Consider the following 13,202-nt stretch of genomic DNA (forward strand, 5'->3'; position numbering starts at 1 on the left):
AGCAAAGCGCCCGTTTAGCAACGGTTCCATAGGTTAACTCAATTACCGTATATTTGCGGTAAATAAATGTAAAAATTTTACCAAAAAAGTAAAGATGACCATTTACCAGGCAGCTGGAAACGTCTGCACAGTTTCTGCTTTGAATACAAAGAAACATCAAACAAATAATTCGGTGGACAGTGAAGTAATTTACTTACCCAATACTGATTGTACGATTAAGTCCCAGGCTTCTTTGTCTGCATTTACTTCCTATAGAGTTGGGGGAGCAGCTGATTTATACGTTGCCCCCCGAAACTTAGAAGCACTGCAAGCAAGTCTTAAATACGCAAAAGAACGTAATTTAAAGGTGACAACACTGGGAGCAGGTTCTAACTTGCTTGTGAGCGATGGGGGCATATCAGGCTTAGTTATTGCTACCCGTCATCTCCGCTTCAGCAACTTTGACCCCCAAACCGGTCAATTAACCGTTGCTGCTGGAGAATCAATTCCTAGCTTGGCATGGGCGGCAGCAGAATTAGGGTGGCAAGGATTGGAGTGGGCTGTTGGCATCCCTGGAACAGCCGGAGGAGCCGTGGTGATGAATGCAGGGGCACATAATAGCTGTATCGCAGATATGTTAGTTAGTGCCCAGGTGCTTTCACCCGATGGTACGTTGGAAACCCTTAGTCCCGATCAGTTGGGTTATAGCTACCGAACTTCATTATTGCAAGGTGGCGATCGCATAGTCACCCAAGCCACATTACAACTCGCGCCAGGTGCAGACCCAGCAAAAGTTGTGGCAATCACCAGAGAACACAAAAAGCATCGCTTGAGTACCCAACCATACAACTTCCCCAGTTGTGGAAGTGTGTTCCGCAATCCCAAACCTTACAGCGCTGGCTGGTTAATTGAACAAACTGGTCTCAAAGGTTACCAAATTGGTGGAGCGCAAGTAGCACAACTCCATGCTAATTTTATCGTTAACCGTGGTGGAGCAAAAGCTAGTGATATCTTCTGTCTCATTCGCCACATTCAACATCAAGTACAAGAACGTTGGTCTATTAATTTAGAACCAGAAGTCAAAATGCTTGGAGAGTTTCAAGGTGCTTGTGGATAAAGAATGGGGAGTAGGGAGTGGTGAGTGGAGGATGAAGGAACCGAGGAGAAGGGCAGGCAGAGAGAGAAATAACTGATACCCTATTCCCTACTCCCTACTCCCCACTCCCCATTTTATGACGCATTAATTATTGGTAAAAAAAGAGGCAAATTACTTACCGCATCTATAATTGAATTTGATTTGTTATTCAACGCATACGCGTAAAATTAATTATGACAGGTAAAGGACAAGGATTCGGCTTTGGCTTAGGAAAAATGAAAGAATTGGCTGACGCTTTTAAGAAAGCCCAGCAAGTTCAAGAAGGCGCAAAGCGACTCCAAGAAGAATTGGAGCAGATGGAGATTCTAGGAGAATCTGGTGGTGGCCTGGTGAAGGTGATTGTCAGTGGAAACCAAGAACCTAAGCGAGTAGAAATTTCTCCAGATGCTTTAGGAGAAGGTGCAGAAGTACTTTCTGATCTGGTAACAGTGGCAATGAAAGAAGCCTACAACAAATCCACAGCAACAATGCGGGAACGTATGGAAGAATTGACCAGTGGACTAGAACTTCCTGGATTTTAGTCATTAGTCATTAGTCATTGGTCATTAGTCATTGGTCATTGGACAAAGGACAAATGACTATTGACAAAGGACAAAACATATCTATGGCTTACAAGTTGCTATTTGTCTGCTTAGGTAATATCTGCCGATCGCCATCGGCAGAAAACATTATGAATCATCTAATTGAGCAGGCTGACTTGAGCGAACACATACTTTGTGACTCAGCTGGTACATCTAGCTATCACGTTGGTAGCCCACCCGACAGACGCATGAGTGCTGCGGCTGCTACAAAGTTGGGAATTAAACTACGTGGTCAAGCACGCCAGTTTCAAAAGTCAGACTTTGAAGACTTTGATTTAATTTTAGCGATGGATCAAGAAAACTATGAGAACATCCTCGCTCTTGATCAAACTAAGCAGTATCAACATAAAGTACGTTTGATGTGCGAGTTTTGCTCTCGACACACCCTGAAGGAAGTTCCAGATCCCTATTATGGTGGTCAAGAGGGATTTAATCGGGTTATTGATTTACTGATGGATGCTTGTGAAGGTCTGCTGGCAAAAGTTAGGAGTTAGGAGTTAGGAATTAAAATTCCTCACTCCTGCACAGACGCGATTAATCGCGTCTCTACTCATAACTTTTTTTATTCCACCAAACCATGCTTCATGGCAAAACGCACTAATTCCGCTCGGTTGCTAGTTGAGGTTTTTCTCAATAAACTGCTAACATACTTTTCCACTGTGCGAGGACTCAGGTGTAGCTGATGACCCATTTCGGCATTAGAAAGACCATGAGTCAATAACTCTAAGACTTCCTGTTCTCTATGAGTTAGGGATGAGTGCATGTGGGATTTCTGAATTTGAGTAGAAAGAGAATTATGGGCATCCACCGCTTTTGTCGAGGCGGAAATGCCCAAACTCTCTTTATGAGAAAACCGATATTCCGATTGAATAATTTGCGATCGCTCCAAAAGATTGCGGATTGCTGCTGCTAACTCTTCCAGTTCAAAAGGTTTAGGTAAGAATAAATCGCACCCTGATTGGTAGCCCAAAATTCTTTCTTGAGTCTTAGTTCGGGCTGTTAATAAAATTACAGGTAATAATCGAAACACTGGTTGTTGACGCACCCGACGCACTAGTTCATAGCCATTCATCTGTGGCATCACAATATCCGTGACAATCAAATCTGGATGATGCTCATCCACCATAACCAAAGCCTCTTGACCGTCATTAGCCGTAATCACTGAGTAGCCAGACAGTTCAAGATAGTCACTAACAGACAGGCGAGTGCCCAAATCATCATCCACTACAAGGATCGTCAAGGGCATGGACAATACACCCCTAGCATTTTTTTACTCAGAAACTTGCTTTTACGCGCTTCATCAGTGAACACAGACAATAATATTCTTATGTTTCATACTATGACAGGATTACACCTAATGATATTTTTAAGGACGATTTATAAATAAAATCTTAAATCCTTAGAAAAGGTTAAAGAAATGTAACTCATCTTTGACTTTTGACTTCCCTAAAGGGGCTGACTCGCTCTTTTTGGGAGGCATAGAAAGCTTTATCGTTTGTAACAACTCATCAATAAATCACAGTAACTACTACCATAGTATAAATTAATATTAACTTAATAAATAATTTACTAAAAGCTAAGTAGGGATAAATATCTTTAATGATTGTTGGCATCATACCTATTCTTTGTGAAACGACACAAAATTAAACTAGGTAAGACTTAGGGCTTAAGTCTCAAGTCTTACCAACATCATAGGTAATCGGTATCATATAACTTAAAGTTGCCAGAAAACTCTTAATTGTGAACTGATAAAAGCTAAATTAGTGATATACAGTTCATATATAGCGGTTCTAAGATACAGCCTATAATTAACAAAAAATCTAAATAATTTTTTAGGTAAAGCACACAAAATTATCAATGAGCGACAAGAGCGACAGTTACAAAGTTATTAGCGACAACCGCCAAGCCCGTTATTTGTATGAAATTCTAGAAACTTACGAAGCTGGAATTGAGTTGACAGGAACCGAGGTTAAGTCGATTCGTGCAGGTAAAGTCAATCTTCAAGATGGCTATGCTTTGCTTCGCAATGGTGAAGCATGGTTGATCAATGTCCATATCTCGCCTTATAACGCTAGTGGACAATATTTTAATCATGAACCACGGCGTACACGGAAGCTGCTGTTGCATCGCAAAGAACTCCGCAAGCTAATTGGCACAGTTGAACAACAGGGTTTAACTTTAATCCCTTTGAAAATGTATCTCAAACGTGGCTGGGTAAAAGTAAGTATAGCCCTTGGTAAAGGTAAAAAGCTCCACGACAAACGAGAAGACCTGAAACGACGCCAAGACCAGCGTGACATTCAACGGGCAATGAAAAACTATTGAGCTTCAGTGCCGCTAAACTACCACACCAGAGTGAGAAACCGATTTCTGTAAGAAGTATATTGTATGTCCACAGCGTGAGTTGTGAAAATTCCCAGTTTATAGCCGCAGATTGATTTTCTTAAACCTGGGAATCGATAAAGTGGTGGGTAAGCTAATAATCATTTAATCTGCATGTTGAGACCGCAAGGGGGCAGGGGTGCAGAGGAGCAAGGGAGAGGACTTGAAGTTTTTACCTAAATTTTTAGTTGTGCAACTTGTAAGCACAAAAGCTTAACTTCGGATGGCATAAGGAATTGTCAAAACTTATGAAAAGTAATTTCCCTAAAGCTGTTGGTGCTGGCGTTCTCACTTTGAGTATGGCAGTTTTACCCTTAACTCTATCCGCACAAGCTCAGACGACAACTGACACCGGAGGCAGTACTTCTTCAGGAACGACCACTTACAATAATGATCGCAAAGATTTTGATTGGGGTTGGCTAGGATTGATTGGTCTAGCTGGTTTGGCTGGTTTGGGTGGTAAAAAGAGTGAGAACCAACCCACTGCTTACCGCGACCCTAATGCTCCAGGGGCCACTACCTACAGAGACCAGACAATAGAAAATTCATTAAGTTGTCAGTTGTTCACTGGAAAAACAACTGACAGCTTAATCATATTAATTTACTGTTGGTTCTAAGTTAGATGAATTTGTCTGGTTTTGAGCTAAGGGTGTCCAGTAGCTGGCAATTAAAGCAACTATGAGCCACCAGAGGGTATTAACTTCAGGACGATACCAAACAGTATCTACGGTTCCATGAGCTAGCATTCCCAACAAAATAGCGATCGCTCCAATTAACCAAAATCCCTCTACACTTCTCAATCGTCGCAGTCGTCGCACTTGTAGAAATGCTGTGTTAAATGTGACAATTATTAGCCAGAGAAAGCAGGCTAAACCAACAAAGCCAGTTTCTAGAGTCACTTCAAATAAAATCGAATAGGCACTCAAGGCAGTGTAACGAGGGCGTTGGTAAAGAGGATAAACTTGATTAAAAGAGTTGTGTCCCGGGCCAATGCCGAAAACTGGGCGATCGCGGATCATCTCGAAGACAGCATCCCACACATTTCGACGAAAATTATTACTGCTATCTTGACGGTCAGCAAAAATGCTAAACACTCGTAGGCGCACTGGCTCTACAAATATCATTGCTAGCAACAATATGCCGATCAAACCTCCCAAGACAATCGGTAGAGACCAGGTACGCCAAAAACGAGGCATTTCCAGGCTTTTCCAATAAACTAATAATACCATCACAGCCAAAATTGCCACCACTAGCCCAATCCAACCGCCACGACTAAAAGTGAGGATTAAGCAGGCAGTATTGACAATTAACATTGTTAATGCTAAAGCTTTTTTAATCCAGCTTTGCCATGCAAAAATTGCTACTAAGCTAAAAATTACTGCTGGTAAGAGATATCCAGCCAATAAGTTGGGATTGCCTAAATAACTGTAGACTCTGGTAGTCTTAGACAGGGGAGATTCTGGATCAACCCAAGTTGCCAGTGCCGTAGCTCCAAAAAACCATTGCCGCAACCCATATACACTGACAATTAACGATACGTGCAGGTAAAGAACGATAATCCAAGACCGGAGGCGAGGCAACCTCAGTATCCTGGCACAAAGGGCAAATAGCAGCAAATACAAGGTTAACGTTCCCAAGTCGTTAAGTGCCGCCTTTTTCACTGGTGATAATGCCGTTGCAATTGCGGCAACCCCCCAGTAGAGCAATACTAGCAGGTGAATGGGAGTGACTGAGGAGACATTTGCTGGTGTTGCTTCATCAGATAAAGTCAACAACAGCCAAAATGCTACACAAGCTCCCAGCAACAAGCCTATTAATGTACTCGAAGTAAAAGGTGCAAGCGCATATACTAAGCTGAGTAAAGCAGCTGCTGTCGCATCTCCCCATTGCATCAAGACGCTAGTTTGCCGCCAAGAACTTAACAGTCCCACCAAAAAACGATGTACGTAACTGGTAGCAAAGTATTCTTTGAGCGGTAAAGATGATAAAGTAAATCGTTGCCAGACTAAATTCATAAAAAACATTGCGATCAATTAGTCTGCCGACGCAGAACTTGGAATTGATCATAATGCCTATGGCTATAAAAAGGTAATAACGAAATTGCAGTTTAGTGATGATGCTCTTATTCATAGCGATCGGCCACTACCTGTAATCTAAAATACTTTAGCTAATACTAAGTGAAGATAGCCGTTGATTAACCCTTCACCTAGTTACTACATAACAAAGCATGAATTTGTATTTCCTTATTATTTGTAGCCTGTAATCTGTTCGCTACTAGCTGTAATTAGACATCGCTGATTGTTTGTGAAGAAGTCGCCAGTTGCAGTGGCAAAGAAAGCACATAACGATATCCTGATTCTGGTGAACCTTGAATCAAAATTTGTCCGTTATGCAATTCTGCTAGTTGACAACTTAGCAACAGACCCAAACTTTCACGAGAGATATTTCCATGTGATTTAGCTAAATTTATACCTGAAGTAGCAGCAAAGAAATTTGAGTGATTAGCACTCAAGTGATTTGAATTATCCACTGCTACTGATGAAATGTCTCCTTGCTCCTGGCTTTGTCCATGAGTATTGTAAGTTGCTACTTCACCTGTTAACTCCAGCAGCGACAAAGAATTGAGACGGAAGTAGGGATCAACTTCAGTAATACCGTCCCCTAGCCAAGGGTGGGAAACCCAAATAGTAATGTTGAGCGTATCTTCCTTGTAAGAAACATGAATACGAACAATGCTACCTGTAGCCGAAAGCTGAATCACACTGAAAACTAGGTGATAGAGGATTTGCCGCACCTTGTCTTTATCTAAAGGCCAAATGCGATTGCGTCCTGGTTCTATAGAGAGGCGAATATCTTGTTCACGGCGATTAGCTACTTCTTCAAGAGTATTGATAGCTTGTTGACATAGCATTTCGATATCCACAGGAGCTATATTTAGCACAGTTGAATTTTCATCCATAGCTCCTAGTTCGGTAATTTCGTTTACTAAGGAAAGTAAGTAGCGACCACTGTGTTGGATAATTTCCAAATATTCTCTCTGCTTAGTCGTCAAAGGCCCATAAATTTCACGTCCTAAAACACTAGCCATACCAAGTACAGATGTTAAGGGCGTGCGTAACTCCTGAGTTAGCTGATCCAAAAGTTCTAGTTTCAGTTCCTTGGTAGAAACAGAGCCGTTATCTGTAGTCGCTGGGGTAATTTTAATCTCAGTATTCCGTTCGTCATTGAGTGAAAATATCGGAGCAATTACGGGAGTACTTGATTCGAGTCTCCGTTGCAAAAGTCGGTTACGTTCAAATTCACTCATGCTCCAACGAGCTATGATTTGTAAGAACTCAATGTCTCGGTTTGTAAAATTGCGCGGCACTAAATCCATCACCGCCAATGCACCCAAACAATGTCCCTCAGCATCAATCAGTGGCGCTCCTAAGTAAGCACGAATACCATAATCCTGCACTAACTTGCTGCTAGCAAGTACTGGGTCTGTCAGATTATGTGTATCATTAATTACAAATATTTGAAGACTCTGTACTACTTGAGTGCAAAAGGATTCCCGACGTGACAGTTGGCGGCTTTGTGCTAAATGATTCATTAGCCCCAGCCTAGATAAGCCCACCGCCGACTTGAACCAGTGACGTTCTTGATCCACAAATCCCAATATGGAAATTGGTGCTTCCAAAAAATGGGCAGCAGTCTGTGTGGCTTCTTCAAAAACCGGAATCGTCTCTGGTTGCCGCAAACCTAAATCTGACAATGCTTTAAGGCGTTGTTGTTCTCTTGATTCATGAGAGTCCCAACCATCCTTTAGGGCAAATAATTTATTTTCAGGCTCTATCATTGCCACTGCTACCTTAATAATTTCTCGATACTCTAATTGATATAAGCCCTATCCTGGGTTATCAATTGCTATTTTTAAGCATTCCCTAATTTTGCCTCTGACAAACAAATTTGGAGCAAAAATTTTTTATTTCTTACATTAAGTCTGTTACCGATGCTAAATATTCTTTATTTAACGCTGGTGTAGCCTTTATTGCTTAGGATTTTACAGCCGACTGCGTTAGATTTGGATTTAGCCAGGGTAAGCTAATGGTAAGGATACAATACAAAGGAGCTGCCATTCTTCATGTACAGAAGGAAAAATTCTGACTCATATATTAAAGGTAAATTTACTGAGAAAATTAAAAACTTGTAGCTTTTATAGCAATTATTACTTATAACAGCTAGTATTAATGGCTGACAATCCTAGATAGTTTATATAAATCTCGATCCAATAGATTAAACCTAATACAATTTTATGCTGAAATTGTGCAGGCTTCTTTATTTTTTCCATCCGAGGAAGTATTTTTTTGAGGACAATTGGTAATGAATAAAATGACTCTTAGAGTTCCTTTTGTAGACTTGAAGTTACAACACGAACCAATTCAAACACAATTGCAACATGCAATCCAATCTGTATTGGAACAAGGAGATTTTATTTTAGGGCAAGCAGTATCAGATTTTGAAGCAGCATTTGCGGCAGCCTCTGGGGCAGCTTATGGAGTTGGTGTTGCATCAGGAACAGATGCGATCGCTCTCGGTTTGCAAGCGTGTAATATTGGCGCTGGTGATGAAGTGATTTTACCAGCAAACACTTTTATAGCAACCTTGATTGGGGTACAACGATCTGGCGCGAAGCCAATTCTGGTAGATTGCGATCGCCAAACAGCTTTAATTGACTTAAAAGAAGCAGCAAAGGCAATTACGCCTCATACCAAAGCAATTATTCCTGTGCATCTCTATGGCCAAATGGTATCACCACATGAACTATTGAACTTTGCCGATACCTACAAACTACTAATTTTTGAAGATGCTGCACAAGCACACCTCGCCCAAAGAGACGGATATCACGCTGGTTCAGTTGGAATAGCAGCAGCTTTTAGTTTCTATCCCAGCAAGAATTTGGGAGCATTTGGAGATGGAGGAATGCTGCTAACACGAGATTCAGATATAGCTCAGAAGATGATGCGCTTGCGAAATTATGGTGCATCGCAAAAGTATTTTCATACTGAACCAGGTACAAATAGCCGTTTGGATACTTTACAAGCAGCAGTCTTACACCAAAAACTACCATATTTGTCACACTGGAATCGCGATCGCTTGACGATTGCCCAGCAGTATGATAGAGAACTAGCACCCTTGGCAACTGCTGGTATTATCCCTATGGAAAACCAAAGTGATACAGGCCATGTGTATCACCTTTATGTGATTAGAGTTGATGATTCTTGTCCTATAGAACGCCAACAACTCCAAGAAAAACTTACAGATGTAGGAATTCAAACTGGCATTCATTACCCAATTCCCTGTCATCTCCAACCAGCATTCACCAACTTAGGCTATCAGCCTGGAGATTTCCCCCAGGCAGAAAAATTGTCAAAAGAAATATTATCATTACCGATGTATCCTGGTTTGAGTAGTAGCCAAGTTAAAGAAGTTGTAGCAGCGATCGCTCATGCAGTCTCAACTTCTAAAACAGATAAACTCAAAGAGGGAGTGGGGAGTAGGGTAATACGGGAATGAGAAATACCTGTACTTAATACAGAACAACTGAATTTATTCATGAAGTTCCCCACTCCCCGCTCTCCACTCCCTACTCCCTTTGAACACTGAGAGTTTTTGAATTACTGAAAATCATGGTACTCCCGCAACAGGTTAAAAACAGGAACGTCTCAGAATTATTAAATCTAGCTATTTTAGGCGTTTTGCTGCTGCTTTATGCTCCTATATTGCTACACTGGTTGGATGGTTGGCTGAACAAAAACATCAGTACAGAACACGAATATTTCAGCCACGGAATTATTGGTTTACCATTTGCGGCTTATCTGGGCTGGATGAACCGGAAAAAGTGGAAACGTTTACCAGATACCATCCATCCTTTCGGCCCTGTTTTATTGTTATTCGGGGCAGTGTTTTATCTTAGTGGTGTTACAGAGTGGGTTAACCTTTCGTTGCCCGTTATACTGGCAGGATTATGCTTGTGGTTTAAGGGAATAGCAGGTTTGCGATCGCAAGGGTTCCCCCTGATACTAGTATTTTTGGCAACCCCAACGGCAGTACCCTATCTCATTGCTCCCTATACACTGCCTCTTCAAAGCTTCATCGCTGGCACAGCAGGCTTTATACTGAATCAATTTGGTATGGACGTAACCGTAGATGAGATAAATCTCTACGTGGGAGGACGGATTGTAGAAGTTGCTCCCTATTGTGCAGGGCTGAAAATGTTGTTTACTACCCTCTACGTCGGCTTGATGCTGCTTTATTGGACAGATGCTTTGTCTTCACGTCGCACAGTTATAACGTTTTTATCTCTTGCTGCGATCGTTAGTACTTGTGCCAATATCATTCGTAATACTTTACTGACTTTCTTTCACGGCACAGGTCAAGAAGGGGCTTTTAAATGGCTGCATGAGGGTTGGGGTGGTGATCTTTACTCTGCTTGTATGTTGGTGTCATTAGTGCCCTTACTGAATTGGATTAATAGCTATTTTTCAGTATCAGCAGAAACTCAACAAGAAGGGGAAAGTCATTAGTCATTGGGCATTGGTTATTAATTCTTCTCCGTCACTCCCTCACTCCCTCATCCCCCTGCTTCTCTACTGATAAATATTACTGAACTCATGGTGCAATTTTATGAAGTAAAATTTTGCCTAAGTATTATAAATTTTACTGATGATTTCTTTCTCCAAGTTTTTTAAGGAAAACCAATTAAGTCAGGTGGCAGCACTTTTGCTATTGCTACTCTTGTTGGCAATAGGAGGGGTTCCCGGATACCTGACAGGACACTGGCAATGGAAACAGCCGCCACCTGTTACTACCCTCAAAGAGTTAAAACAGATCCGCCACGCTGGATTATCTCTTCCTGGTTGGCAAACTATTGAACAAGCAGAACAGCAAATTGGCGAACATAAATGGTCTTTGCAGGTACTTAAAAAAGAAGGTTCAGAATCCCAGGCAATCTTGCTTTTACTGCCGCAAAATGGGCCTATGGATCAACCAGAGGTTGAGTGGACAGACGTTAACGGCTGGGGAAGATCACGCTGGGGAAAGTGGGATATAGCTCAATATCGTTCTGCTGAATTTACTGTAAAACCGCCTGCAAAGTTGACATCTAAGGTTGAAACAAAAGTAGAAGCTAGGTTCTTTCGCGCTGTCACACCACAGCAAACCTTCGCTGTCTTGCAATGGTATGCTATGCCAGACGGCGGAAATCCATCACCTTTACACTGGTTCTTGGCAGATCAATTGGCCCAGTGGCGTAAGCACCGCACTCCTTGGGTGGGTGTGAGTATTCTAATTCCAATGGAACCTTTGGGGCAGGTAGAAACATCTTGGCCTTTAGCACAGTCTATTGGAGAAACAGTGCAAGCTAAATTGATGGCAGACCCTTTATAGAGTCTGTTACAGATGCATTTGTGTAGAGATTCTTCAATTGTCTCTCTACAATCACGTTCAGGTTAAAAATATGAAGTTATAAATTAGAATTGGTAAAATTTTTCTACTTTTTGTTGGTAAAATACTCGCAGATAAAAGAAACGTTTAGGATATTTTTAGAGTAAAATTACCACTCGGCGCGACTAATTTTTATCTCAGTTTTCCTGCACCGATGTTCATAGATCAAAGTTCTTATATGCGTGCATTCAGCGCCCTGTGTTTTGTCAGTCTTCAAGTAGGAGTTTTTTTAACAGCACCTATCCAGCTTGTTGTTGCCCAGCCTTTTCCGCCTCAAGGACAATCACCAAGGCAAGCCCCTGCACCTGTTCCGGGTACTGAGGTTGTGCCTCCAGGTGCAAGTAACGAAATTTCCTCTCAACTCAGTCGCTATCTCTTGGGGCCAGGAGATACAATTGGCGTTGTGCTTCAACGTCCTCCTGGGCCGTACCGTTTAGGAATAGGAGATGGAATTAGCGTTTCGGTGCAGCGCTTTCCAGATTTGAGCTTTCAAGCTTTAATCAACCCAGAAGGTAACATTGTAGTGCCGCTACTGGGAAAAGTTTCTTTACAAGGTTTGACTTTGGAAGAAGCTCAAGAGAAAATTCGCTTGGGTTTAAATCGTTATGTGGTTGATCCAGTAATAGTTTTAGCCTTGGCAACGCAGCGTCAAGACTTAAGTTTTCAAGCTGTAATTAGTCCAGAAGGCAACATCGTAGTGCCACAAGTAGGAACGGTGTCATTACAAGGCTTAACTTTGGAAGAAGCTCAAGAAAAAATTCGCTTGGGTTTAAGTAGCATTTTACCCGATCCAATCGTAGTAGTATCTTTGGCAGGAACGCGACCAGTTCAAGTCACCATTAGTGGAGAAATATTTAAACCAGGAATTTATCCAATTAATTCAACAACACCCCGCGTTGCTGATGCCTTACTAATATCTGGTGGTTCAACTTTAAATGCAGACCTGCGACAAGTGCAAGTACGCCGGAAGTTAATCGATGGTTCTGTGATTTCACAAACTATTGATTTATATGCAGCACTGCAAAATGGCGGTTCAATCCCTAATTTACGCTTACAAGACGGAGATGCGATACTCGTTCCTCGTCGTGAAGTTGGTAATAATGATGATTATGACCGCAATTTGGTAGCACGTTCATCCTTGTCCACACCACAGATTAGAGTCCGGGTGTTAAACTACGCTGCTGGAGGTCTTGCCATTCAATCACTACCTAACGGGAGTACCTTTGTAGATGCTTTGGGAGGAGTAAATCTCGACACTGCTAATCTCCGAGATATTGCTTTGGTTCGGTTTGATCCTGAACGAGGTAAAGCTGTTACCCAGAAGCTTGATGCAAAAAAAGCCCTAGGAGGCGATGCATCTCAAAATGTGGCGCTTCAAGATAATGATGTTCTTGTTGTTGGTCGAAACCTTATCGGTAGAATTACTAATTTCTTGACTACCATTACTCAACCCTTCTTCAATGTCCAGTCCTTTCTCCGATTTTTTGACGACTTCGGTGGCAGGTAAAATTAGTGACTCTCACCTCTTCACTGATTGTTAGCGGATGTGAAAGAGGAGGAGATAAAGGTGACAAATATAAAGCTGATAACTGATACTAATAACTGATTCTATATGCCCC

11 protein-coding genes and 1 pseudogene are annotated in these 13,202 nt (G+C 41.8%); 9 read left to right on the forward strand and 3 right to left on the reverse strand.

What is annotated here, in order from left to right; genetic code table 11:
* Nucleotides 1–94: 94 nt before the first annotated feature.
* The 3 genes from murB to RMY00_RS22935 all read left to right on the forward strand — a co-directional run bounded on the left by murB (nucleotide 95) and on the right by RMY00_RS22935 (nucleotide 2,210).
* Nucleotides 95–1,096, forward strand: coding sequence for a UDP-N-acetylmuramate dehydrogenase (murB, locus tag RMY00_RS22925; RefSeq protein ID WP_322649746.1), 1,002 nt, complete (start codon nucleotides 95–97; stop codon nucleotides 1,094–1,096).
* 212 nt (nucleotides 1,097–1,308) lie between these two features.
* Nucleotides 1,309–1,656: a YbaB/EbfC family nucleoid-associated protein gene (locus tag RMY00_RS22930; protein WP_100900466.1), complete on the forward strand. Its 348-nt coding sequence runs from the start codon at nucleotides 1,309–1,311 to the stop codon at nucleotides 1,654–1,656.
* 83 nt (nucleotides 1,657–1,739) lie between these two features.
* Entirely contained in the window at nucleotides 1,740–2,210 is a 471-nt protein-coding gene (locus RMY00_RS22935) for a low molecular weight protein-tyrosine-phosphatase (protein ID WP_322649834.1), read from the forward strand.
* Between the two features lie 68 nt (nucleotides 2,211–2,278).
* Here RMY00_RS22935 and RMY00_RS22940 read toward each other — a convergent pair whose 3' ends face one another.
* Nucleotides 2,279–2,962 (reverse strand): response regulator transcription factor, encoded by a 684-nt coding sequence (locus RMY00_RS22940; RefSeq protein ID WP_322649747.1) that lies wholly within the window; start codon nucleotides 2,960–2,962, stop codon nucleotides 2,279–2,281.
* A gap of 611 nt (nucleotides 2,963–3,573) precedes the next feature.
* On the opposite strand from RMY00_RS22940, the gene smpB reads away from it, so the two are divergent.
* Entirely contained in the window at nucleotides 3,574–4,041 is a 468-nt protein-coding gene (smpB, locus tag RMY00_RS22945) for an SsrA-binding protein SmpB (protein WP_100900463.1), read from the forward strand.
* A 305-nt stretch (nucleotides 4,042–4,346) separates the two neighbouring features.
* Nucleotides 4,347–4,628, forward strand: a pseudogene (locus tag RMY00_RS22950) (WGxxGxxG family protein); the annotation flags it as partial.
* Nucleotides 4,629–4,694: 66 nt separating this feature from the next.
* Here RMY00_RS22950 and RMY00_RS22955 read toward each other — a convergent pair.
* Entirely contained in the window at nucleotides 4,695–6,113 is a 1,419-nt protein-coding gene (locus tag RMY00_RS22955) for an IctB family putative bicarbonate transporter (RefSeq protein WP_322649748.1), read from the reverse strand.
* 269 nt (nucleotides 6,114–6,382) lie between these two features.
* Nucleotides 6,383–7,936: a GAF domain-containing sensor histidine kinase gene (locus RMY00_RS22960; protein WP_322649835.1), complete on the reverse strand. Its 1,554-nt coding sequence runs from the start codon at nucleotides 7,934–7,936 to the stop codon at nucleotides 6,383–6,385.
* Nucleotides 7,937–8,460: 524 nt separating this feature from the next.
* Between RMY00_RS22960 and RMY00_RS22965 the strand changes: the two genes are divergently transcribed.
* The 4 genes from RMY00_RS22965 to RMY00_RS22980 all read left to right on the forward strand — a co-directional run bounded on the left by RMY00_RS22965 (nucleotide 8,461) and on the right by RMY00_RS22980 (nucleotide 13,090).
* The gene (locus RMY00_RS22965; RefSeq protein ID WP_322649749.1) at nucleotides 8,461–9,654 is read left to right on the forward strand and encodes a DegT/DnrJ/EryC1/StrS family aminotransferase; all 1,194 of its coding nucleotides are present in this window, start codon (nucleotides 8,461–8,463) and stop codon (nucleotides 9,652–9,654) included.
* 113 nt (nucleotides 9,655–9,767) lie between these two features.
* On the forward strand, nucleotides 9,768–10,664 hold the full coding sequence (crtB, locus tag RMY00_RS22970; protein WP_322649750.1) for a cyanoexosortase B: 897 nt from the start codon (nucleotides 9,768–9,770) through the stop codon (nucleotides 10,662–10,664).
* A gap of 139 nt (nucleotides 10,665–10,803) precedes the next feature.
* Nucleotides 10,804–11,526, forward strand: coding sequence for a cyanoexosortase B system-associated protein (locus RMY00_RS22975; RefSeq protein WP_322649751.1), 723 nt, complete (start codon nucleotides 10,804–10,806; stop codon nucleotides 11,524–11,526).
* A 211-nt stretch (nucleotides 11,527–11,737) separates the two neighbouring features.
* The gene (locus RMY00_RS22980) at nucleotides 11,738–13,090 is read left to right on the forward strand and encodes a polysaccharide biosynthesis/export family protein (RefSeq protein WP_322649752.1); all 1,353 of its coding nucleotides are present in this window, start codon (nucleotides 11,738–11,740) and stop codon (nucleotides 13,088–13,090) included.
* Nucleotides 13,091–13,202 lie beyond the last annotated feature (112 nt).

This window comes from Nostoc sp. ChiVER01, from assembly GCF_034531155.1.
In the GTDB taxonomy this organism is placed as follows: Bacteria; Cyanobacteriota; Cyanobacteriia; order Cyanobacteriales; family Nostocaceae; genus Nostoc.

Excerpts from the sequence above, each read along its gene's own strand:
- RMY00_RS22960 (WP_322649835.1), bottom strand. The coding sequence starts at position 7,936 with ATGATAGAGCCTGAAAATAAATTATTTGCCCTAAAGGATGGTTGGGAC.
- RMY00_RS22955 (WP_322649748.1), bottom strand. The coding sequence starts at position 6,113 with ATGAATTTAGTCTGGCAACGATTTACTTTATCATCTTTACCGCTCAAA.
- RMY00_RS22980 (WP_322649752.1), top strand. The coding sequence starts at position 11,738 with ATGTTCATAGATCAAAGTTCTTATATGCGTGCATTCAGCGCCCTGTGT.
- RMY00_RS22940 (WP_322649747.1), bottom strand. The coding sequence starts at position 2,962 with ATGCCCTTGACGATCCTTGTAGTGGATGATGATTTGGGCACTCGCCTG.
- crtB (WP_322649750.1), top strand. The coding sequence starts at position 9,768 with ATGGTACTCCCGCAACAGGTTAAAAACAGGAACGTCTCAGAATTATTA.
- smpB (WP_100900463.1), top strand. The coding sequence starts at position 3,574 with ATGAGCGACAAGAGCGACAGTTACAAAGTTATTAGCGACAACCGCCAA.
- RMY00_RS22935 (WP_322649834.1), top strand. The coding sequence starts at position 1,740 with ATGGCTTACAAGTTGCTATTTGTCTGCTTAGGTAATATCTGCCGATCG.
- RMY00_RS22975 (WP_322649751.1), top strand. The coding sequence starts at position 10,804 with ATGATTTCTTTCTCCAAGTTTTTTAAGGAAAACCAATTAAGTCAGGTG.
- murB (WP_322649746.1), top strand. The coding sequence starts at position 95 with ATGACCATTTACCAGGCAGCTGGAAACGTCTGCACAGTTTCTGCTTTG.
- RMY00_RS22930 (WP_100900466.1), top strand. The coding sequence starts at position 1,309 with ATGACAGGTAAAGGACAAGGATTCGGCTTTGGCTTAGGAAAAATGAAA.
- RMY00_RS22965 (WP_322649749.1), top strand. The coding sequence starts at position 8,461 with ATGAATAAAATGACTCTTAGAGTTCCTTTTGTAGACTTGAAGTTACAA.